Genomic DNA, 20,578 nt, shown 5'->3' with positions numbered 1-20,578 from the left:
ATAATTAGTCTTCATCCCTCTGTTCCTTCTTAAATGATTCGTAGTCATACTCAACCTGCTTAACATAGCTATTCGTAAAGTTCATCAAAGAATTAGCAATGTCGGCGTATTCCTCACCGAATCCAATAATTAATGGATAATTTGGTGAATGTGAATGCGCTCTGGCTAGCAGAATAACACAAACCTTAACGTAGTCCTCAAATGATTCAAAATCCAATTTATCCAAATTAATTGACGACTTCATATCTTTAAATTGACGCATATAAAAACTATATTTCTTAGTATCGAAAGCACCCAGAAATGGGTCTGATGCACTTTGCAAAATTAATTGACTATCAACGATATTTTGTCCCTGTGAAACCTCATTGCCAGCATATAATTTATCATCATTATAAATAGGCAAAGCCTGTTTAGCTTGAAGTACTAAGTAGTTGCTATCTAAATCTCTTAACAAAATCAAATAGCAGAGAGTCCCTACGCTCCCAACACCTACACTATGGCGCACAATATCAATAATATCAAAATCCTCTAAGAATAATCTGACGTCACTACGTTGGTTCTTTTTATATTTTTTGTAACCATCAACAACATTCTTATAATCCTTCTCACTAATATGTTGCGTTACTGGTTTATTCTCAACAAAACGACGTGCGCCAGATGAATCTATTTCAGTATATTTTTCAATAACTAATTTTGAGTTACTCTTTTGAGCTTTTTTGATGCTCTTAGCAATCATCTTATTAAAGGATTCCTGAAAATACTCTTCATTATCCTTTAATTTACCAAAGATCTCCGTAATATTTTGAAGTGTGTTTGGCAAAATAAAACGTTTCATTTCTGAAATTTTAGTCATATGTTTCAAAGTATCGAAATAAGTATCAACTACCGTCAATAAAAATTCCTGTACGTCAGTTTCCACGAATCCATGTGATCTAGCCACAATTAAGGCACTAACCAGAAGTCTTTTGAGATCATATTCCCAATGACCTAAATGGGCCTCATCAAAATCATTCATATCAAATAATAATTGACCTTCTGATGAGCCATAGAAACCAAAGTTGCCCAAATGAGCATCCCCACCGACTAGAACTTTGATACCACTGTTTTCGTTCCTAGAAAGATCATAGTGCATAACATCAACTGTTCCACGGAAGAAAGCAAAGAGAGATTTTGACATTCTTTCCCGTTTAACGGCCAAGAGTTCTGGAACAAGTAGCTTATTCTTAATATTTAATATCTTATGAATATTTCTTTTTTTAGGTTCAAATTGATTGAATTTATCAGAGACAGTAGTCGCAAAAAAACGTCCTCTAATAATTAATTGTTCAGTACTTTTAAAAGCGTCAGTATCTTGAAAAGTATACGGTGTTCTGCTCATACTTTCATCTCCTCAGGTTTATTATACAATAGCTAGCTTAGATAAATATTGGCTTTCCCCATTTTTTACATTAAGGCTCACTATAACAAAATATATATTTTAAGTATGGTCAAAACATTATCATTTATATTTGAAAATTAACTCAAACAAAAAAGCCAAGGTATGGGCCACCCTGGCTTTTTTGGAATATTTGAAGGTTTAATACAGTTTTAGATACCATCTTCATCAGGCTCAGGTTCTGCATTCTTGTGTTCAAAAACCTTGGTCTGATTCTGACTAATTGAAACGATTTTGTCAGCTAATTCTTTAGAACTACCATTATAATTGGCTAGCTGCAAACCAATTTCCATGATTGAACCAACATTACAACCACAAGTAACGCTGATTTCTTTATCACTCGACATACTCAATTTTACAGCTTCTTTAAAAGGTGTTCCACCAAGTAAATCACAGATAAATACAATTTGATCATCATTTTTTATTTCTTCTACGAATTTCTTACTCAAACTCTTTTCGTCCATGTCACCGGTAAAGTCGATGAAACTAACACCTGTTAATCCACCAGCTAACAATTTGACTGTAGACTCAATTCCAGTTGCATAATTTCCATGTCCTGTAACGATTAACTTCATTATAGTACCCCCAACCATGAGAATAAGATAGCAAAGATAAATGTTGCCAAAATTAGAATAACTGGTGAAACATTCTTCTTTTTAAGTAGCCAATAAAGTAAGAATGTATAACCTAATGGCAAAATGTTAGGGAAAATACGATCAAAGAATTGTGTTTGTAAAGCAATTGTATGACCTGCTGAAACAGGAATTTTAGTCTTAACAGTAATTTGAACATAAGTAGCAATCAAACCACCGATAACCGTACAGCCTAAAACACTAGCAGCATGAGAAACAATCGCTGAATTCTCTCTAATTTTAGAAATAGCTTTTGTACCTGTTGTATATCCCAATTGTGCAATTGGAATACGAGCAAAGAACATTGCAAGATAAACTAGGAAGAAGATCAATGGTCCTAAAATACTTCCTTGTTTAGCAAATGAAGCTGTAATACCGGCAACGATAGGTAAAATAGTGAACCAAGTAATCGCATCACCAATACCAGCTAAAGGTCCGAACAAAGCAATTCTCAAACCATCGATGGTTGAACGTTTCTCACCATTTTCTTCCAATGAAGCTTCAAGACCCATTAACAATGGGGCGGTGTAATTATTAGTGTTGATAAATTGTAGATTGGATTTCAAAGAATCAGCCAATCCCTCTTTATCATCCTTATAAATTTTCTTCAAAGCTGGCATCATAGCTAAAGTCCAGCCATCAGCCTGCATTCTCTCATAATTCATTGCAGATTGATTAAATAGAGATCTAATACCAAGCATTCTGACATCGTGCTTAGTCAATTTACCTCTTTTTGGAGTTTCAGTTTTTTTAGATTCCATCTTCATCATCTCCATTGTTATTGGCATTTTCCATAACTGCCTTCATTTTCTTTTCATTCTCAGCGTCTTTCTTACTTCTGTTATATTCGATCAAAGCAAGAGCTACACCGATAACAGCGACAGGCATCAAGTTTCCAAACTTAATGAAACATGCTGCTGTAAATCCAATTAGAAGGTATGGAACATATCTGGCTTTCAACATACTCTTTAAAAGTAATCCAAAACCAACAGCAGGTAGAATACTACCGGCAATTTCAAATCCGTGACTTAACCATACAGGCATTGAATTTACTAAATCTTTCATAGGTGCTTGAGCACCATAGACACATAGGAATGCAATAATTCCGTATGATAAACCAACTATCCAAGTTGGCAATAAAGCTAATTGTGTATATTTCTTTGTCTCACCATTTGCAGCATAAGTATCAAGTTTCTTTGTCAAAACTGAAAATGCTGAATAGTAGAACAAGATAATGTATTGCATCAAAATACTAAATGGTAATGCTAAACCAATAGCAGTGGCTGGTGACTTACCTGTTGTATAAGCAAGTACAACTGTCATAATACCAGCCATAATAGGGTTAGGCGGCTGTGTTCCACCAACTGGGGTTAGACCGGCAAAAGCTAATTCTGTTAGACCAGCAGCAACAATACCTAAAGTAATATTGCCAAGTATCATACCTGTGATTGTACAAACAATCATTGGTCTAAAGATGTAAAAGCCTTCCCACCAGAAATCAATACCTGAAATAATGGCAAAGATTCCAATTAAAATTCCTTGCATTAAAGTAACTTGCATCCTAGATCACTTCTTCCAAAGGTTGTTTTTTATCTTCTGGAACTTCTTGTACATAAACATTGGCACCCTTATCGGCACATGCTTTCAAATCAGCAATGTCTTTATCGTCCATGTATGTGTATTTTGTAACTTGTTTTTTACCATCGGAAAAATGCATGTTACCAATATCAATATCTTTCAATGGAACACCGCCCTCAACTAATCTACGGGCATCCTCCGGTGTACGAACAACAACAAAGATCTTTTGACGAGCACTAGCACGATGAATATTGTTAATAGTTTTTTCAATTGTCCAAAAACGAATTCCTACGCCTGAACTTTCAGCGGTAGCTGACATTAATTCTTGTTGAAGTGGATCATTAGCAGTATCGTCATTAGCTACTAACAACAAATTAGCTCCTGTCGATGATGTCCAGACAACTCCGACCTGTCCATGCACAAGTCTGTTGTCAATTCTTGTTAAAACGATATTTGGTTCACCCATTATCAATTACCTCTTCCTACTTAACTATGAACATTATTAAATCGCCGACAACGGTAGATTGACTATAATAAACAAACTTACCGTTAAAAATTCCCTTTTTTTGAATGTTAACTAACGGATCTCCGACATTTAAATTAAAAACTTTCCGATTTTGTTTCGTAATCAAACTTGGTTCAGTTTGAGAAATAAATTCAGGATATTGTTGATATTTTTTAGCAATAAACGGAATAAACTTATCGTTATTTTCAACTTCACTTTTGTGAATCATTGGAAACTCTTTAAATGGTAGGTAGATTTTTTCCAGAAAGGTTGGTTCTCCATCTGCGTAGTACATAAATTGAATTATGTACAAATAATCATCAGCTTCTAAACCTAATTCTTTTCGAACTCGTTTCTCTGAACCATCAATATTCAATTCAAACTTTTGCAATTCTACTTTGGGAATTGCTCCCATATCTGTTATTAACTTTTCTACATCTAAAAAAGAAATTTTATTATTCGACTCATCATTTGCCGCAACAAATGACCCTTGTCCTTGTTTTTTATATATGTAATTTCTATTTTCTAATTCAGCCAGTGCCCTTCTAACCGTAATTCGTGAAACTTTATAAATTTCACCCAATTTTTGTTCAGAAGGCAATTTACTATTCTCAGGTAGCTGTCCTGATTCAATCTTCTGAATTAGATTGTTTAGCATACTTTGATACAGTGGCATTATATTGTTCATCCGGATTTCCTCAACTTGTTATATTGTTATAACAACCACACCCATAGTAAAGCATCATCTTAGTATTATGTCAACGCTTTCAAAGCATAAATTATTATTTTTATTTTGAATGGTTCTTCTCATAAAACACTTCATATCAAGGGATAAGATCCATATTATCAAAGGTGGTATTTTTTTAAGTGGTTTTCAATTAAAGTACCACTTAAAAAAATATATACAAAAAAACTCTCGAAATCATCTTCCGAGAGTTTTTTAATTATCTAACTATTTAGCAGCTTTAGCAGCAGCTTCGTCAGCATAAACTTTGTTTCTCTTCTTCATTTGCTTTGCGTACCAGATAAAGATCAATAGGTATGCAATTAGAGCTAATGCAGCGTAAAGAACAAATTTAATTTGGCCAGTTGAAGCGTTACCTACTAAGTAAGCAAGGAATTTCTCAACAGGACCTTCCATAGTTGAGTGAGAAATCATTGTACCTGATGCAAGACCCTTAGGGAATGCGCCAAGTTTCTTAGCAGTTTCAGTAACCATAGGAGCTGATAATGTACCGGCCCATAGGAACAATGGAAGTTCGATAGCACCGATAACGATCATACGGATAATCTTACCACGTGTAACAACTAACAATGCTGGTGTAACACCCATGGCGATAATACCACCTAAAGGTAAGATCTTGTTGCCAGGTAATACTAAAGCTTCAAGAAGCATGATAGGTGCTAGAACATTAGCAGCAGCCCAGATTTCAGCACGTCCAGCGATGAATGGCCAGTCAAGTCCAACGTTCATTGTACGACCCTTTAACTTCTTGTTAGCGAAGTCTGTAATACCTTGTGATAATGGTTCAACGGCAGCGATAAACCATGAACCGATAAGTGAGAATAGTTCCAAACAGAAAGCAGCTGTAAATGATAGTGTAAAGATTTCCTTAACACCTTGGTGTGAAAGTAAACCAATAAAGATACCTAAATAAATACCAATAGCAAACTTGCTTCCCCAGAAACCGATCTTCTTGTTCAATGCAGCGGCATCGAAATCAAATTTATCTAACCATGGGAAGATAACATCAAACAACTTATCAAAGACCATGATGATTGGGTTCATCATGTAGTTCATATGTGTTGTTGTCATTGGGTTTGAAGCTGGTGCATGAAGTAGATCATTAAAAGTAGGTTTCATCAAATCAGAGTTGATAATCTTCAAAACACCAATGAAAATAACTAGGATTGTTGTAATTAGTAGATTTGCTCCGAAGAACATAGCCAACAAACCAACGAAAGCTAGATGCCAAATATCAAAAATATCAACATCAAGTGTATTTGTCTTGTTTAGCACGATCATAACGATATTAACGATAACCATAACTAACAAGAAGAACAATGTATATGGTGAACCCCAAGTAATAGTAGCTAATGGAGCCCAACCTAAGTCAGTAACTGATAGTTGAATACCAGTTGACTTAACGAAGGCATTCAATGCGTCTTGGAATGCTGTTGTTAACAATCCAATAACGGCACTGATAGCTGTAAGAGCAATGGCTAATTTAATACCACCCTCCAAAGCCTTAGAGAATTTAACTCTAAAGATCAAAGCGATAATTGTCAAAACGATTAACATCATTGGTGCGGCACCAAGGTCAATTAACGGTTTGAATATCGCGTTGGCAAAATCAATAATTCCTGACATATCCGTTTCCCCCTAGACGATTATTAAAACTAAGCTTTGCCACTATCCTTAATAGCTTGTTCTACTTGGTCATAAACAGGCTTTGCCATAGCAGGCATTCTATATAGGATAGGACCAGCATCAACAACTGGGCAACTTGGTGTGAATCCTAAATCTGTTGCGGCGATTGGTGTAAACAAATCGTAATCCTTCAACATATCTTCAGTAATATCCTTAACCATAACGGCATCGGCTTGAACATCATATCCACGATTGCTCATTTCTGTTTCCAAAGCATCTTTGATTTGGTGACTTGAGTTAACTCCGGCACCACAAGCAGCTAAAATTTTGAACATAATACATACTCTCCTTTTTATTCATTACTCTTTGCATATTTAATAAATTTACGATTCAAGAAAGCATAGATCTCTTTTGGATCGTCACTCTTAAAGAATGGTACAAGCTCGTTTTCAGATGTACGAGCCATGAAGTCCATGATCTGTGCCAAAATGTTTGATTGACCTTCAGGATCATTGTTTAAAATCATGAATAAAAACTTCACTGGAAATTCTTTCTTAGGATCAATCATATTATGGAAAGAAATTTCTTTATCTAACTTAATGGGAACAATCATCCTTGCCTTTACGAATTCGCTCTCCGTATGTGGGATTGCTATATTTGGTATCTTTGGTGATACAACTGACATATCAATTCCAGTAGGATAGTTCTGTTCACGTTCCAATAAGTTATTAATGAAGTCCTTAGTTACAAGGTTCTTCTTTAATAAAGAATCAGCTACTTCGCGAAACACTTCCTCTTGTGTTGAAGCTTTTGAAATATAAACTTCGTTTTCGCTAAATAGTTGATCAGTAGCTAAATCACTCATTAACACCATCACCTACCCGTTTGTTTGTTTTTGTTTACAAGAACAATAGTAAACGCTATCATAAAATATGTCAATACCTAATAACGAAATATAAGACCATAAATAACTCTTCCTATATAACGTGATAAACCAGTGTTTAATTTGTTTAATCAATTAAGTAAACACTTACAAAGAAATAAACATTTAGCTGTCAAAAACAATTGACAAACGCACAATCAGATGCTAAATTATGTTTGTAACGAACAATAGTAAACAAAAAGAGGTGATCTTTTGTTAAAGAAAGAACGCTTTCTAAAGATTCTATCCGAATTAGATAAGAATGACATTGTTACTGTTAACGACTTAACTACATTATTGGATTGTTCTGATATGACTATCCGTCGTGATCTTGAAGAATTGTCAGAATCTGGCAAGTTGATTCGAATTCACGGTGGCGCTCAAAAAATTAGCGTTTCTCCATTGGAGGAAGCTTCTCATGTTGAAAAACGTGAGGTTCATATCAAAGAAAAACAAGAACTAGCTAAATTAGCAGCAGGTGAAATTGATAATTTCGATACTATCTTTATCGGTCCAGGAACAACGCTTGAATTGATTGCTCAAAACATTAAAAATGTGAATTCTTTGAGGGTCGTGACAATTAGTATTCCTGTCTTTGAAAGCTTTAAAAATTCAGATCTTAACTGTGAATTAATTTTAGCTGGCGGTATTTATCGTAGTCGCTCAGGAACACTGATTGGTGCTTTGGCAAGCAATGCTGTGAGTGGACTGAAATTCGATAAAGCATTCGTAGGTGTTAATGGTATTCAAAATTCACAAATTATGACTGCTAATACCGAAGAAGGTAGAATTCAAAGCGTTGCTTTAAATAATTCCCAGACAAAATACATTGTCGCTGATAAATACAAATTAAATAGAAATGATTTTTATACTTTCTATAGTTTGGACGATGTAGACTATCTGGTTACTAACAAGAGTGCTTCTAAGGAAACTAAAGATTACTATCAACAATATGTAAGACTTATAACCAACTAAAATGGAGGGATTATTTTATGAAGATCGCATTAGCTTCAGATAAAGCAGGATTGGAATTAAAGAACTATATCAAGGATTACCTTGAAAATGAAGGTAAAGGTTACGAAGTTGTTGACCTATCAGAAGAACCAGCTGCTGATTTTGTTGATTCATCACTTCTTGTTACACATGCAGTTCTTGATGGCAAGACAGACCGTGGAATCATGTTCGATGAATATGGTACAGGTTCAGCTATGGCAAGTAACAAGATTCATGGAATGGTAACAGCTAACGTTACTGAAGAAAACACAGCTCATATGACAACACAACACAATGGTGCTAAAGCTATCGCTATTGGTGCAGGAATTGTTGGTAAGAAACGTGCCGAATCAATCGTTGATGAATACTTAGGTGTTAACTACGCTGGTGGACGTCACCAAATCCGTTTGGATATGCTTGAAAAACTATATTAATAGGAGGGAATTAATTTATGATTATTGCATTAGGAAACGACCATATTGTTACAGATACTAAAATCAAAATTTCAGAAATGTTAAAGGCTATGGGCCACAAGGTTATTGATGTTGGTACATACGACCATACTAGAACTCACTACCCTATTTATGGATTACGTGTAGCTAACCTTGTACGTGATGGCAAAGCCGACTATGGTGTTGTACTTTGTGGTACAGGTGTTGGTATTTCTACAGCTGCCGACAAGAACCAAGGAGTTCGCGCAGCTCTAGTCGCTGATACAACAGCTGCTAAGTATGCTAAGGAACACTTGAATGCTAATGTTATCAGTTTCGGTGGTGCCGTTGTTGGTGAACACTTGGCTGAAGAAATCGTTAAGACATTCCTTGCTGCTGACTATTTAGGCGAAGATGACGACCTAGTTAAGAAGATTGATGCTGTTGAATCTAAAGACAATCCTGAACAACATGACAATCCTCACTTCTACGATCATGAAATGAAACTATGGGACGAAGGTTTCTATCACGACTAAAATAAACGGGTAATTTCTCGTTTTGGTGAGTGGAAAAAGGTTTTTATGCCAAAAATCCAAAAAAATATATTTTTTTCAACAAAATGTATGCGCTTTAATGTAATATAGTAGTGTTAGTTAAGCGCTCTCACCTTAATAATTAAAAATATCTGTGAGCTACCATTGTGTAACTCATCAAGGGCTATATGAAATGAAAAAAAGTTAGCCCGGCTTCAAGTACTGAACAATTAAGTACAGTGCTTGAAGCTGGACTAACTCTGAGAGGGTTTGTTTCATAGAACCCATTTTTAATGGCCTGAATTAGGTTATTTAAATTTAATAAAGGGGTCCGCACAATGAGTAATTCAGTTCTAACAATCACCATGAATCCTTCAGTTGATATCTCCTATCCACTAGAACATCTAAATATTGACACCGTCAATCGTGTAAAGGATGTTTCCAAGACAGCTGGTGGTAAGGGATTAAACGTTACAAGGGTTCTTAAACAATTGGGTGTATCAGTCACAGCATCAGGTATTATTGGCGGAACAATCGGTCAATATATTACTAATCAACTTGATGAAAATGACATTGATCACGCATTTATGAAAATTAGTCAAGAATCTCGTAATTGTATTGCTATCTTACACGACAATGGCGATCAAACAGAGATTCTTGAAGCAGGTCCTGTCCTTTCAAAAGACGATGAAGTTAGTTTTCTAGACCACTTCAACGATCAAGTAAGTAGCTTTGGTCTTGTAACAATCTCTGGAAGTTTGCCACAAGGTCTTTCTAAGGGACTTTATTCTAAAATGGTTCAAGTCGCTGCTAAACATAACGTACCTGTTATCTTAGATAGTTCTAATGATGCACTACGTTTAGCTCTAGAAAACGACGTTAAACCATTTATGATCAAACCTAATCAAGATGAAATTGCTCAACTTATCGGCAAGGAAATCACCGATTTGAACGACTTGAAAGACAAATTGTCAACTGAGGATATTTTCAAAGATATTCCTTGGGTTGTAGTTTCACTAGGTTCACAGGGTGCATTTGTTAAATACCAAAAAAACTTCTTCAAAGTAAATATTCCAAAAATACACGCCGTTAACCCTGTTGGATCAGGAGATTCTACCGTAGCTGGTTTAGCCGCAGGTTTGATCAACAAAGAAAGTCCAGAAGATGTTATGAAACGAGCTATGACAGTCGGTATCCTAAATACTTTACAGGAAAAGACTGGACATATTGACATTAGTCAATATAAAGATTATTTTGAAAAGGTAGACATAGTTAAGTACTAATGTTTAATTTATTATTCGGAGGAATGAATGTATATGACAACACCAAAAAAGTACGCAGCACTAGAAAAAATGTCTGACAAGAACGGAGTTATTGCAGCTCTTGCTATTGACCAACGTGGATCATTAAAGAAAATGTTAGCCGCAGCCGCAAACAAGCCAGCTAACGAAGAAGATATCGTTGAATTCAAGAAAGCTATTTCTCAAGAATTAACACCTTATGCTTCAGCTATTCTTTTGGACCCAGAATATGGTCTTCCAGCATCAAAATTAAGAGCTGATGGCTCAGGTCTTTTGGTTTCATACGAAAAGACTGGTTATGATGCTACTGAACCAGGTAGAATTCCTGATTTGATCCCAATCTGGTCAGTACGTCGTTTGAAGGAAGCCGGAGCTGACTCAATCAAGTTCTTGCTATACATCGACCCAGACGAAGATAAATCAATCATCGACCAAAAGGAAGCCTTTGTAGAAAGAATCGGTGACGAATGTGTTGCTGAAGATATTCCTTTCTTCGTTGAATTAGTTACATATGACGATTCAATTGGTGACGTTAAGAGTGCCGAATATGCTAAGGTAAAGCCTCACAAGGTTATCGAAGCTATGAAAGAATTCTCAAAGCCACAATACAACATTGATGTTTTGAAGGTTGAAGTTCCTATTAACCTTGACTACGTTGAAGGATTTAACGGCGACAACCCTGTTGTTTACACAAAGGATGAAGCTATCAAGTACTTCAAGGAACAATCAGACGCAACTAACCTACCTTACATCTTCTTGAGTGCTGGTGTTACTGCACAAGCCTTCAGAGATGAACTACACCTTGCTAAAGATGCAGATGCTAAGTTCAATGGTGTTCTATGTGGACGTGCTACATGGAGAGGCGCTATCGAACCATTCGCTAAAGACGGTGAAGAAGCTGGTAAGAAGTGGATGAACGATCAAGGTAAGAAGAACATCGAAGAATTGAACGAAGTTCTTGCTGAAACTGCAACTTCATGGAAAGAAAAAGTTTCAAAAGACTAATTTAATTTATTAAATTTATGCATTTTGAATAAACTGGGTTTTCTTGGACAAAGTTATTAGTTCAGGATAATCCAGTTTTTCATTTATTAAGAGATTATTCATTTGGGGGAAAATAAATGGTACCTGCTAATTTTGAACTAGCCAGAAACGCTGTTACATCAATGGTTGCAGTTCTATTAATCGTTATTTATATAATTTATATGATTTCAAAATATTCACATCGTGATAAAGAAAAAGTTTGGACTGCGGACACAATTCTTTTAACATTTATCGCTCTCTACTGCGTTTATATAACTCTAATGAATTTTGTCAAATTACCTGCTAATCTAAATTATATAAATACGATCGTAACCTCTGTTTTTATGGTGGTTGTAATCATCTTCATTATCAGTTCCATCATCAAACGTTTTTCTAAAAAATCATCTAATTAAAAAAGTATATTTCTGTATCAAAAAAGCTAGTGAGGTATTAATTTCACTAGCTTTTTTAATGCCTTCTTTTATACATTACGTCACTTAAGGCTGATTAAATTAATCGTTGATATCAAAAATGCTATTCTATATTCGAAATTAAGATTTAAGAGATGACCTACATTGAAAATTTCTGAAGTAAGTAAAAAAATTGATCTACCCGTCGCAACCATTCGCTATTATTCAGATTTGAATATGATTCCTTCTCTACAAAGAGATTCTGAGGGACAACGAATTTTCGACGATGAGGCTGTCGTTTGGCTGCAAGGGATCAAATTCTTAAGAGAATTAAACATCCCTATCGCAGATATTAAAGAATACATTGAATTAAGTCAGAAAACTGGTCCTGCTGCACTCAAAAAGCGCCATCAGATGCTCTTAAAACAACGTGCTATTGCTCAACATAGCCTAGCTCATTCAACTGAGCGCCTTGATAAAATTGATAAAAAGATAAAACACGAAGAAGAAATCATGAATGGTCGAAAACATGACAGTCTCAATCCTGCCCGAAGGTTTATTACGTAAAAAAAAATCTCAGCGTGACATATGTCATACTAAGATTCTTTTGCTGTTCTTTAACCTACTTGACTAGTACCATCTGCATAATTAAGAGTAACTCCAGATTGAACATTAAAGATATAGACATTAAAATGAACTGAATCATCTCCGATTGACTGTGCCTCCATTTGAACGCCGCGTGGCAGTAACTCATCTCCACGGAAGATTGGTGTAACTCGATAACGAATATAATGTAATCCACTTTGTTTCAAATAATAAGCAACGTCCATTTCATGAGCCAACATTTCTGGACTATTCAATGAACGAGTTCCTGTCATTAAATTTTTAGGATTATCATTTTGACCTGTTAACTGATAACCAATTAAATGACTACGATTATATAACCAACCACTACTGATTCGCTTATTATGCCACCCTGTAGGATTCCAATGTAAAGGCTGGCGTTTGGCTGTTGTCATTAAAGAAGCGTTTAACATAGCATTTGCGGCAGTTACACGGTTAAGATTATCTAAATCACCATATTTCTGCCATGCTCCGTCAGTTGTACTCAAATCGGCTTGAGAAAAATTAGGATTATTGTTGTTAACAATAATTTCTTGAGTACCATTATAATCCAAATCAGCTAAATTATTAGTATTGCTGGAATTTTGATCGGTTTTATTATTATGTTCATCAACAAATTTTTGATCGTCAGCAATTTCTTGTTGCAACTTAGTAATTGATTTCTTTAATTTCTTATTTTTTGAGGCTAATTTTTTGGTTTTTTTCTGATATGAATAGTCTTTAACATACTCAGTTTTGGTTCCCTTATTAGTAGCCGCCTGACTTTGAGTAGACAAAGTGGTCATCATTGGAAAAAACGATAAAAACACTAAAAGTTTAACCATTTTTTTCATTATACTTTTGACCTCCTATATCCAGCATTAATAGCATCTTGTTCATTGTTGAAATAAACCGCGTTTGAAGAGTTCATATTATATCCTCGTTGCCCAGGAACATGATAAATATGAGATTTTGAATTACCAACAATTTCCCCTGTATTACTAGTATTCATGTCCCCCTGTGATTGTGTTGAACTTGATTGACCTTGATCCTGAGATTGCGCTTGTTTCTCTTGCTGTTCTTTTTCTGCCTTAGCCTGTTGTTCTTGCTGTTTTTGTGCTTCCTCTTGTTCTTGTTGCTTAGCCTTAGCTTCGTCAGCTTCAATTTTATCCCTTTGCTCTTGAAGCTTTTTCTCCTGCTTGCTTAATTTAGATTTCTTAGCAACCAAAGCAACGTTTTCTTTTTTGGCGATATTATATTTGTCTTTATCAACGTATTTAGTTTTCTTAACCACCTTAACAGATTCAGAATCGGCTGACTTTTTCTGTGGTGCTTCACTAGGATTTGTCATAATACTGGCAACGAACATTATGACAATACTAATTATTAATCCATTACGATAATTTCTTTTTTTCGTTGTAATCGCTAGATCATTGCTTTTTATTTTACGAAACTTAAAAAACTTGATAGCAAAATAAATCGTGGCTATAAAAGCCACAAAAACGATAAAGCTCCCCATATCTTAGATCCCCCTTAACCATATGTTCTTGATTTAATACTATCTAAGATTTCATACGCAAACAAGCGGAAAAACTGGGGGCCTTTCATAAGGAACAGTTTAAATTAATAATTATTTCAAAAACTTATATGATATAAGATCAATTACTGTTATACTGTATGTTGATACAGCATTTATAGGTAACTATTCTCAGTTATCTTGTATCAAAGAAAGCGTTAGGTGTGGTCACCTAGCGTTTTTTTTATGCAAAAAAATAGCATCCTATTAAGGACATATTGAAGGTAGTCATCAATACCCTGAATTCTTAATAAGATGCTCTTTTTATACCTAAACTCTAAAAAATCCATTTAAAAGCCTTTTTATTTCAAACTTGCTAAAACATAATCTCCAAGTATTCTGACCCGTTTAAAATCGCCCTCATCAGGATCTTGATTAATTTTGACTGAATCAGCAACTTGTTCACCATTACTCGAATTTAACATCATCGTGAAGTAATCCACTGCTCTACCAAAATGTAAATGTTCCTTTGAACTCGATCCCAAAACAGCAAACTTAGTTCTTTCTAAATCAATATCTTTAAGATCATCATAAAAATCCTGAGCTTCTTCAGGTACTTCACCGTCATTATAAGTGTACGTATCGACAATCAAAGCATCATAATCTACAATCTCAAAAACATCTGCATCAACCATCTCTTGCAAAGTAACTTTAGAACCCTTACTTTCCAAATAATCTGCTAGATACTTAGCAATCTTTTCATTTCGCCCAGTCATACTAGTATACGCTAAAAGAATTTTCATTAATTCACCCTACCATCTAACGCTAATGCGTTGTTTTTGGTGTTTAGCTGAAATAATTTCATCAACCATGGCAATGGCAAAATCAGCATAACTAATCTCACAATTGCCCTCACTATCAAAAGTTAATTCTTCACCAGCTAAAACATATTTACCAGTTCTCTTACCTTGAGCATCGAACTTGGCTGCTGGACTAATAAAAGTCCAATTGATTGAGCTATCTCTTAAAACATCAAGTGACTTGCCCATTTCTTCACTCAAAGGCTTAACTGCCTCAGGAAAATCTTCTTGTTCATAAAGTTGTTTATCATGAGCTGGATTAACATACAATGAACCAGCACCACCAACTACCAATAATCTTGTTTTTGTATCTTTTAAAATTTCAATCAAATGCTTAGTTGCTGGTACGTACTCTTTGACCATCGGACCAAAGAACCCTAAAGCATCAACTAAAACATCAAAATCATTAACATCTTCAGCTGTAAGACTGTATACATCACGAACTAGGTATTTGTCAGTAGGCGACTTTTTTTCATCACGAACGATTGAAGTCACATCTAATCCTCTATCCAAAGCCTCTTTTACAATTAAAGAACCCTCTTTGCCATTAGCACCGATAACTGCCACTTTCATAATTAACTACCTCCAAATTCTATTAACAAATTCACTTTACACAATCGTAAGCAAAATGACTAAAGATAAGCTCGGATTATAGTAAACTTGTTGTGCTAGGAGGCGTAATTAATGGCATATCAAATTTATTTAGTGAGACATGGTAAAACTTGGTACAACGAGTATGAAAAAATGCAAGGTTGGTCTGACACTCCACTAACTACTGATGGGGTTGCTGTGGCACAAAAGGCTGCTGAAGCTCTAAAAAATGTCGATTTTGCAGCGGCTGTGACTTCAGACATGAAACGAGCAGTTGATACTTCCAGAATCATTACCAGAAGAAATAAAAATCACTTAATTCCACAAGAACTAGCCGAATTTAGAGAACAATTTTACGGGTTTTATGAAGGACGTAGTATCGATGAATCTTGGTTCGCCATTGGTAAACCTCATCATGCCCGTAACTTTGCTGAAATCGTTCAAAAATATGGTTTTGATGCCACAATGGATTTTGTTAAAGAAGCCGATCCTTTGCATGATGCAGAAAATGCCCAAGAATATTGGGGTCGAATCGAACGTGGTTTCAAAAAAATCGATCAAATTGCCAAAGATGGTGACAAGATCCTGCTAGTCACTCACAGTATTACTATTTTAGGACTAGCAGTTAGGTATAAAACCGATGATATCGAATTGAATGATATCCCCGCTAATGCCAGTTTGACTTTACTAGAACGTGAACCACAAACTGATACTAATAAAATCACCAGGTACAACCAATCGTTGATCAAATAATGTAGTAGAATTAAATTACATCTATTGGGAGGGTAATTTTTAATGGCAAAATACCAAATCTACTTAGTTCGTCACGGACGTACTTGGTTTAATCGTTACAATAAAATGCAAGGCTGGTCTGATACTCCCCTTGCACCAGAAGGAGTTGAAGTCGCCAAGCAAGCTGCCAACGCTTTAAAGGACGTCGATTTTACAGCAGCTTTCTCATCTGATGCTAGACGTGCTATTGATACCTGTAAATTAATTGTCGATGCCAACATGAATCATAACAAGATCACACCTCAAAAAATGATGGAATTCAGAGAAGAATTTTATGGTTATTACGAAGGTATGAACTCACCCGAAGCTTGGTTTATGGTTGGACAACCTCATGGTGCCAGTAGCTTTGCCGAAATCATCGACAAATATGGCATGGATGCTACTAAGGACTTTATGAAAGAAGCCGACCCATTCCATGATGCCGAAAACGCTGAAGAATATTGGAATCGTGTTAATAAGGGCTTTGAAAAATTAGATCAAGTAGCTAAAGATGGCGACAAAATTCTCTTAGTTTCTCATGGAACAACTATTCGTTCTATCACTGACCGTTATAACGACGGAGATTTTGATGTAACGGTTAGTCCTAGAAATTCTAGTTTAACAATGCTAGAAAGAGATAACGGAGTTAATAAAGTAACTAGCTACAATCAATTACTAAAGTAATCAATAAATATTTGACAAAATATAATAATTAATATATTCTCAACTCATCAATTACTAGGAGGTCTGGACAATGATTTTATTTAATACTCAAACATCATCATGTTGTTGCGGTTCGCATTCTATGCGTACCGTCAGTTTGAGTGCTTAAAATCAAACTAGACTACTGGTATATCACGCGTAGGGTGCAAATCAAACTTGATTTGCACCCTTTTTTTACGCCTAAAATTAAAGGAGAAATCATTATGAAATTCAATACAAAACTAATCCACGGTGGTATCAGTGAAGATAAAGACACTGGCGCCGTTTCAATCCCAATTTACCGTTCATCTACATTTCATCAACATAAATTAGGTGCTGAACCTAAATGGGAATATGCTCGAACAGGCAATCCTACTCGTCAAGCATTGGAATCATTAATCGCTGATATTGAAAACGGAAAGAGTGGCTTTGCCTTTGCTTCAGGATCAGCAGCTATTCATGCCGTCTTCTCGCTCTTTTCATCAGGTGATCATATTATTATTGGAAACGATGTTTACGGGGGTACCTTTAGATTGGTCAATAAGGTCCTCAAACGCTTTGGATTAGAATTTACGGTCATTGATACTCGTGACTTAAAAGCTGTTGAGAATGCCATTCAAGATAATACTAGAGCCATTTACTTCGAAACCCCTACCAATCCATTGTTAAAAATCACTGATATCAAAGCAGTCGCTGACATTGCTAAAAACCACAATTTAAAAACTATTGTAGATAATACTTTTGCTACCCCTTATAATCAAAATCCCCTTACTCTTGGTGTTGATATTGTTGTTCACAGTGCCACCAAATATCTTGGAGGACACAGTGACGTTGTTGCTGGTCTTGCCGTAACCAATGATGAAAAAATTGCTGAAGAATTAGCCTTTCTCCAAAATTCTATCGGCAGTGTCCTTGGACCCGATGATAGTTGGCTTTTGATGCGAGGTATCAAAACTCTCGGTGTCAGAATGAGAGTTCATCATGAAAATGCTAAGGCCGTTTATGACCATCTAACTAATAACAATAAAGTTGCTAAAGTTTACTACCCGGGCAACCCCAATTCAATTGGTTATAGTATTGCTAAGAAGCAAATGAAGGGTTTTGGAGCTATGATCTCATTTGAACTTCAACCCGGTCTTGATGCCAAAAAGTTCGTTGAAAGTCTTAAATTAATTGATCTAGCTGAAAGTCTTGGTGGAATTGAAAGCCTTATTGAAGTTCCCGCCGTTATGACTCATGCCGCCATCCCTCGAGAAATACGTTTAAAAAATGGTATTACCGATGAATTAATTCGCTTATCCGTGGGTCTTGAAGATGAAGAGGACCTATTATCTGATTTGAAACAAGCATTTGATCAAATTTAATTAGTCATAGGAGAATCCACAAACATGTTTTAAAATTTCTCTTTTCATATAAATAGTTCGTGTTTTTCTGTAAAAAAGAGTCCTTTCAATAAAATTATAAACAATTTAATAAAATAATTTTTTAACTTAAAATATTTAAAATTATTGTTCTTGAAAGCTGATATCTAAGCTTTGTAGGCATTTTTAATTTTGCTAGCATTAAATTATTTTTAATTTAGTCTACCAGTTTACTGAAAAATGCTATAAACTGTTTAATAAGCTCACATTTGAAAGGAGAACTTTAACGTATGTCGAAATCAATACAAGCTATCGAATCAAAAGCATTTTATATCAATCCCAATCGATCAGTTGCTGTCATTAACTACAATGAGGAATATATCCAAGATATCTTCCAGTTAACCAACAGTAAAGGTTTCCACAACTTAGTCGACCTTTATTTAAAGGAAAGCCAACTCGCTGTAACCAACAAAGTTGAAGGTTTGGACGTCGATACCTACATCAATATTTTGAAGGCAATTTTAATTGATGACAAACCTACATATGAAAAATACGGTAATGAACAGATCCTCAAAAGTATTGAAGACTTCTACTCATACTACCGCTCATATTTTAGAGTTTCTCTAATCAATAAACATAGCAGTGCCATTGTCAAAGGTAACTTTATGAATATCGACAACCGTTTCAATGAAGTCGTTATTCATCTTTATCGTGCTATTGAAGAAAAACTCCAAGGTTTCACTAACAAAACTTATCGTCAAATCAATGCTGGTACTAATGCCTGCGTCCTAACACAATCTATTAATTGGAACGCTCCTAAAAAATATCAAGCTCTTGAAAGCATCCGTTTCTTGGACACAATCATGTTGCGCCCACCAATGATGATGCACACTAAGAGTAATAAACGTGAAGGTGTCTTCAGTGCTGTTCCTGATAATCCTATCGACAAATTCGATGGCGATCAAAATGATTGGTACTGTTTCCCTGCTAAAATTGGTGAAAGTTTAGCCTTTATCTATTTCCATCGTGACTACTTTGTCAGTGGAATCGCTCTAGCTAACTTATTTGAAGTTGCTACTGAAAAGGACGTTGCCGGTAAGAAGCCAGATGAGATTATTCTCTTTGGTTTAAAAGAAACTGAAGGTGATGTTAGTCACTATTATCATGACGAAGAAAACGATATCTGGGTCGGCGAGGTTCCTTACAACGACAAGACTACTTACTTCGGTTATATGAAGAAAATGTGCCTAACAGTTCACAACTTACATATGATTTACGAAAATCGTCTACCAATTCATGGTTCTATGGTTAAGATCAGCTTCTCTAACGGAAAAACTAAGTCAGTTGTTTTCTTTGGTGATTCCGGTGCCGGAAAATCTGAATCAATTGAAGCATTACAAGAAATTGCCGATGATAAAATTATCAATATCGAAACCATTTTTGATGATATGGGTAGCTTTGCCTTTGATGAAGAAGGCAATGTCTATGCTCAAGGTACTGAAACTGGTGCCTTCGTTCGTTTGGATGATTTGAGCAGTTCAGTTGCTTTCAACAATATGGATCGTGGTATCTACTTGAATCCTGAATTGAAGAATGCTCGTGTAATTTTGCCTGCTAATACCTACAAACACGTGGTAGAACATCATTCAATCGACATGTGGGTTTATGCAAACAACTATGATGCCGAAATCGGTTTACATCAATTCCCTGATGAAGATCATGCTAAAGCTACTTTCATCGCTGGTAAGCGTAAAGCCCTCGGTACAACTGATGAAGTTGGTATGAGTACAACCTTCTTTGCTAATCCATTTGGACCCGTACAAGAAGAAGAAAAAACTCGTCCCATCATTGATAAAGTCTTTAACAAACTCTATCAAGATAAGGTTTACGTCGGTGAAATCTATACTCACTTGGGTTATGATAAGTCAAAAGACAGCCTACATGAATCTGCCAAGGAACTATTAAACGAATTAATGAATAATTAAATCATACAAAATAAATAACACCTATAAGGGATTTGATATATATACGTATATCAAA

Annotated in this window: 24 protein-coding genes; 11 read left to right on the top strand and 13 right to left on the bottom strand. The window is 35.4% G+C overall.

The window, feature by feature from the left end:
• Window positions 1-4 precede the first annotated feature (4 nt).
• From LAB100_RS08150 to LAB100_RS08110, 9 genes are all read right to left on the bottom strand, one after another.
• Window positions 5-1,378, bottom strand: a complete 1,374-nt coding sequence (locus LAB100_RS08150; protein WP_119326686.1) for a DUF2252 domain-containing protein — start codon at window positions 1,376-1,378, stop codon at window positions 5-7.
• 209 nt (window positions 1,379-1,587) lie between these two features.
• Entirely contained in the window at window positions 1,588-2,010 is a 423-nt protein-coding gene (locus tag LAB100_RS08145) for a PTS sugar transporter subunit IIA domain-containing protein (RefSeq protein WP_119326685.1), read from the bottom strand.
• Window positions 2,010-2,828: a PTS galactosamine transporter subunit IID gene (gene agaD, locus LAB100_RS08140; RefSeq protein ID WP_119326684.1), complete on the bottom strand. Its 819-nt coding sequence runs from the start codon at window positions 2,826-2,828 to the stop codon at window positions 2,010-2,012. The genes LAB100_RS08145 and agaD overlap by 1 nt, the downstream gene beginning before the upstream one ends.
• Complete coding sequence (gene agaC / locus LAB100_RS08135) at window positions 2,818-3,627, bottom strand: PTS galactosamine transporter subunit IIC (RefSeq protein WP_119326683.1); 810 nt, start codon at window positions 3,625-3,627, stop codon at window positions 2,818-2,820. The genes agaD and agaC overlap by 11 nt, the downstream gene beginning before the upstream one ends.
• Window position 3,628: 1 nt before the next feature.
• Complete coding sequence (gene agaB / locus LAB100_RS08130) at window positions 3,629-4,111, bottom strand: PTS galactosamine transporter subunit IIB (protein ID WP_119326682.1); 483 nt, start codon at window positions 4,109-4,111, stop codon at window positions 3,629-3,631.
• 16 nt (window positions 4,112-4,127) lie between these two features.
• Window positions 4,128-4,838: a GntR family transcriptional regulator gene (locus tag LAB100_RS08125; protein ID WP_246001311.1), complete on the bottom strand. Its 711-nt coding sequence runs from the start codon at window positions 4,836-4,838 to the stop codon at window positions 4,128-4,130.
• Window positions 4,839-5,102: 264 nt separating this feature from the next.
• A complete protein-coding gene (locus LAB100_RS08120) occupies window positions 5,103-6,521 on the bottom strand; it encodes a PTS galactitol transporter subunit IIC (protein WP_119326680.1) in 1,419 nt (472 codons plus the stop codon).
• Between the two features lie 29 nt (window positions 6,522-6,550).
• Window positions 6,551-6,856, bottom strand: a complete 306-nt coding sequence (locus tag LAB100_RS08115) for a PTS sugar transporter subunit IIB (RefSeq protein WP_162894223.1) — start codon at window positions 6,854-6,856, stop codon at window positions 6,551-6,553.
• A 17-nt stretch (window positions 6,857-6,873) separates the two neighbouring features.
• The gene (locus LAB100_RS08110) at window positions 6,874-7,386 is read right to left on the bottom strand and encodes a PTS sugar transporter subunit IIA (protein ID WP_119326678.1); all 513 of its coding nucleotides are present in this window, start codon (window positions 7,384-7,386) and stop codon (window positions 6,874-6,876) included.
• Window positions 7,387-7,656: 270 nt separating this feature from the next.
• Between LAB100_RS08110 and LAB100_RS08105 the strand changes: the two genes are divergently transcribed.
• The 7 genes from LAB100_RS08105 (at window position 7,657) to LAB100_RS08075 (ending at window position 12,701) form a co-directional block, all read left to right on the top strand.
• Window positions 7,657-8,418, top strand: a complete 762-nt coding sequence (locus tag LAB100_RS08105; protein WP_119326677.1) for a DeoR/GlpR family DNA-binding transcription regulator — start codon at window positions 7,657-7,659, stop codon at window positions 8,416-8,418.
• A gap of 17 nt (window positions 8,419-8,435) precedes the next feature.
• On the top strand, window positions 8,436-8,870 hold the full coding sequence (gene lacA / locus LAB100_RS08100) for a galactose-6-phosphate isomerase subunit LacA (protein WP_119326676.1): 435 nt from the start codon (window positions 8,436-8,438) through the stop codon (window positions 8,868-8,870).
• A gap of 17 nt (window positions 8,871-8,887) precedes the next feature.
• A complete protein-coding gene (gene lacB / locus LAB100_RS08095; protein WP_119326675.1) occupies window positions 8,888-9,403 on the top strand; it encodes a galactose-6-phosphate isomerase subunit LacB in 516 nt (171 codons plus the stop codon).
• A gap of 335 nt (window positions 9,404-9,738) precedes the next feature.
• On the top strand, window positions 9,739-10,683 hold the full coding sequence (locus tag LAB100_RS08090) for a hexose kinase (protein WP_119326674.1): 945 nt from the start codon (window positions 9,739-9,741) through the stop codon (window positions 10,681-10,683).
• A 27-nt stretch (window positions 10,684-10,710) separates the two neighbouring features.
• A complete protein-coding gene (gene lacD / locus LAB100_RS08085) occupies window positions 10,711-11,706 on the top strand; it encodes a tagatose-bisphosphate aldolase (protein WP_119326673.1) in 996 nt (331 codons plus the stop codon).
• A 116-nt stretch (window positions 11,707-11,822) separates the two neighbouring features.
• Window positions 11,823-12,137: a hypothetical protein gene (locus LAB100_RS08080; protein ID WP_119326672.1), complete on the top strand. Its 315-nt coding sequence runs from the start codon at window positions 11,823-11,825 to the stop codon at window positions 12,135-12,137.
• Between the two features lie 162 nt (window positions 12,138-12,299).
• Window positions 12,300-12,701: a MerR family transcriptional regulator gene (locus LAB100_RS08075; protein WP_119326671.1), complete on the top strand. Its 402-nt coding sequence runs from the start codon at window positions 12,300-12,302 to the stop codon at window positions 12,699-12,701.
• 50 nt (window positions 12,702-12,751) lie between these two features.
• Here the strand turns inward: LAB100_RS08075 and LAB100_RS08070 are convergent, their stop codons facing one another.
• The 4 genes from LAB100_RS08070 to LAB100_RS08055 form a co-directional block, all read right to left on the bottom strand.
• Window positions 12,752-13,591, bottom strand: a complete 840-nt coding sequence (locus LAB100_RS08070) for a DNA/RNA non-specific endonuclease (protein ID WP_119326670.1) — start codon at window positions 13,589-13,591, stop codon at window positions 12,752-12,754.
• A complete protein-coding gene (locus tag LAB100_RS08065) occupies window positions 13,591-14,256 on the bottom strand; it encodes a sunset domain-containing protein (RefSeq protein ID WP_119326669.1) in 666 nt (221 codons plus the stop codon). The genes LAB100_RS08070 and LAB100_RS08065 overlap by 1 nt, the downstream gene beginning before the upstream one ends.
• Before the next feature lie 359 nt (window positions 14,257-14,615).
• Window positions 14,616-15,056, bottom strand: a complete 441-nt coding sequence (locus LAB100_RS08060; RefSeq protein ID WP_119326668.1) for a flavodoxin domain-containing protein — start codon at window positions 15,054-15,056, stop codon at window positions 14,616-14,618.
• 9 nt (window positions 15,057-15,065) lie between these two features.
• Window positions 15,066-15,686: an NAD(P)-dependent oxidoreductase gene (locus LAB100_RS08055; protein WP_119326667.1), complete on the bottom strand. Its 621-nt coding sequence runs from the start codon at window positions 15,684-15,686 to the stop codon at window positions 15,066-15,068.
• A 111-nt stretch (window positions 15,687-15,797) separates the two neighbouring features.
• On the opposite strand from LAB100_RS08055, the gene LAB100_RS08050 reads away from it, so the two are divergent.
• The 4 genes from LAB100_RS08050 to LAB100_RS08035 all read left to right on the top strand — a co-directional run bounded on the left by LAB100_RS08050 (window position 15,798) and on the right by LAB100_RS08035 (window position 20,523).
• Window positions 15,798-16,457 (top strand): histidine phosphatase family protein, encoded by a 660-nt coding sequence (locus LAB100_RS08050; RefSeq protein ID WP_119326666.1) that lies wholly within the window; start codon window positions 15,798-15,800, stop codon window positions 16,455-16,457.
• 42 nt (window positions 16,458-16,499) lie between these two features.
• Window positions 16,500-17,159: a histidine phosphatase family protein gene (locus LAB100_RS08045; RefSeq protein ID WP_119326665.1), complete on the top strand. Its 660-nt coding sequence runs from the start codon at window positions 16,500-16,502 to the stop codon at window positions 17,157-17,159.
• 242 nt (window positions 17,160-17,401) lie between these two features.
• Entirely contained in the window at window positions 17,402-18,541 is a 1,140-nt protein-coding gene (locus LAB100_RS08040; protein ID WP_119326664.1) for a trans-sulfuration enzyme family protein, read from the top strand.
• Between the two features lie 287 nt (window positions 18,542-18,828).
• On the top strand, window positions 18,829-20,523 hold the full coding sequence (locus LAB100_RS08035) for a phosphoenolpyruvate carboxykinase (ATP) (protein ID WP_119326663.1): 1,695 nt from the start codon (window positions 18,829-18,831) through the stop codon (window positions 20,521-20,523).
• The last annotated feature ends 55 nt before the right edge of the window (window positions 20,524-20,578 follow it).

Source organism: Companilactobacillus musae (assembly GCF_003967595.1).
Lineage (GTDB): Bacteria > Bacillota > Bacilli > Lactobacillales > Lactobacillaceae > Companilactobacillus > Companilactobacillus musae.
Note: the sequence above shows the minus strand (reverse complement) of the source record. Positions and strands in the feature narration are given on the sequence as shown.

Coding starts and splice junctions, on each gene's coding strand:
- agaC (WP_119326683.1), bottom strand. CDS start 3,627: ATGCAAGTTACTTTAATGCAAGGAATTTTAATTGGAATCTTTGCCATT.
- agaD (WP_119326684.1), bottom strand. CDS start 2,828: ATGGAATCTAAAAAAACTGAAACTCCAAAAAGAGGTAAATTGACTAAG.
- LAB100_RS08070 (WP_119326670.1), bottom strand. CDS start 13,591: ATGAAAAAAATGGTTAAACTTTTAGTGTTTTTATCGTTTTTTCCAATG.
- lacD (WP_119326673.1), top strand. CDS start 10,711: ATGTATATGACAACACCAAAAAAGTACGCAGCACTAGAAAAAATGTCT.
- LAB100_RS08115 (WP_162894223.1), bottom strand. CDS start 6,856: ATGTTCAAAATTTTAGCTGCTTGTGGTGCCGGAGTTAACTCAAGTCAC.
- lacB (WP_119326675.1), top strand. CDS start 8,888: ATGATTATTGCATTAGGAAACGACCATATTGTTACAGATACTAAAATC.
- LAB100_RS08090 (WP_119326674.1), top strand. CDS start 9,739: ATGAGTAATTCAGTTCTAACAATCACCATGAATCCTTCAGTTGATATC.
- LAB100_RS08060 (WP_119326668.1), bottom strand. CDS start 15,056: ATGAAAATTCTTTTAGCGTATACTAGTATGACTGGGCGAAATGAAAAG.
- LAB100_RS08065 (WP_119326669.1), bottom strand. CDS start 14,256: ATGGGGAGCTTTATCGTTTTTGTGGCTTTTATAGCCACGATTTATTTT.
- LAB100_RS08035 (WP_119326663.1), top strand. CDS start 18,829: ATGTCGAAATCAATACAAGCTATCGAATCAAAAGCATTTTATATCAAT.
- LAB100_RS08045 (WP_119326665.1), top strand. CDS start 16,500: ATGGCAAAATACCAAATCTACTTAGTTCGTCACGGACGTACTTGGTTT.
- LAB100_RS08055 (WP_119326667.1), bottom strand. CDS start 15,686: ATGAAAGTGGCAGTTATCGGTGCTAATGGCAAAGAGGGTTCTTTAATT.
- LAB100_RS08040 (WP_119326664.1), top strand. CDS start 17,402: ATGAAATTCAATACAAAACTAATCCACGGTGGTATCAGTGAAGATAAA.
- LAB100_RS08050 (WP_119326666.1), top strand. CDS start 15,798: ATGGCATATCAAATTTATTTAGTGAGACATGGTAAAACTTGGTACAAC.
- LAB100_RS08080 (WP_119326672.1), top strand. CDS start 11,823: ATGGTACCTGCTAATTTTGAACTAGCCAGAAACGCTGTTACATCAATG.
- LAB100_RS08110 (WP_119326678.1), bottom strand. CDS start 7,386: ATGAGTGATTTAGCTACTGATCAACTATTTAGCGAAAACGAAGTTTAT.
- LAB100_RS08120 (WP_119326680.1), bottom strand. CDS start 6,521: ATGTCAGGAATTATTGATTTTGCCAACGCGATATTCAAACCGTTAATT.
- LAB100_RS08145 (WP_119326685.1), bottom strand. CDS start 2,010: ATGAAGTTAATCGTTACAGGACATGGAAATTATGCAACTGGAATTGAG.
- lacA (WP_119326676.1), top strand. CDS start 8,436: ATGAAGATCGCATTAGCTTCAGATAAAGCAGGATTGGAATTAAAGAAC.
- agaB (WP_119326682.1), bottom strand. CDS start 4,111: ATGGGTGAACCAAATATCGTTTTAACAAGAATTGACAACAGACTTGTG.
- LAB100_RS08125 (WP_246001311.1), bottom strand. CDS start 4,838: ATGAACAATATAATGCCACTGTATCAAAGTATGCTAAACAATCTAATT.
- LAB100_RS08150 (WP_119326686.1), bottom strand. CDS start 1,378: ATGAGCAGAACACCGTATACTTTTCAAGATACTGACGCTTTTAAAAGT.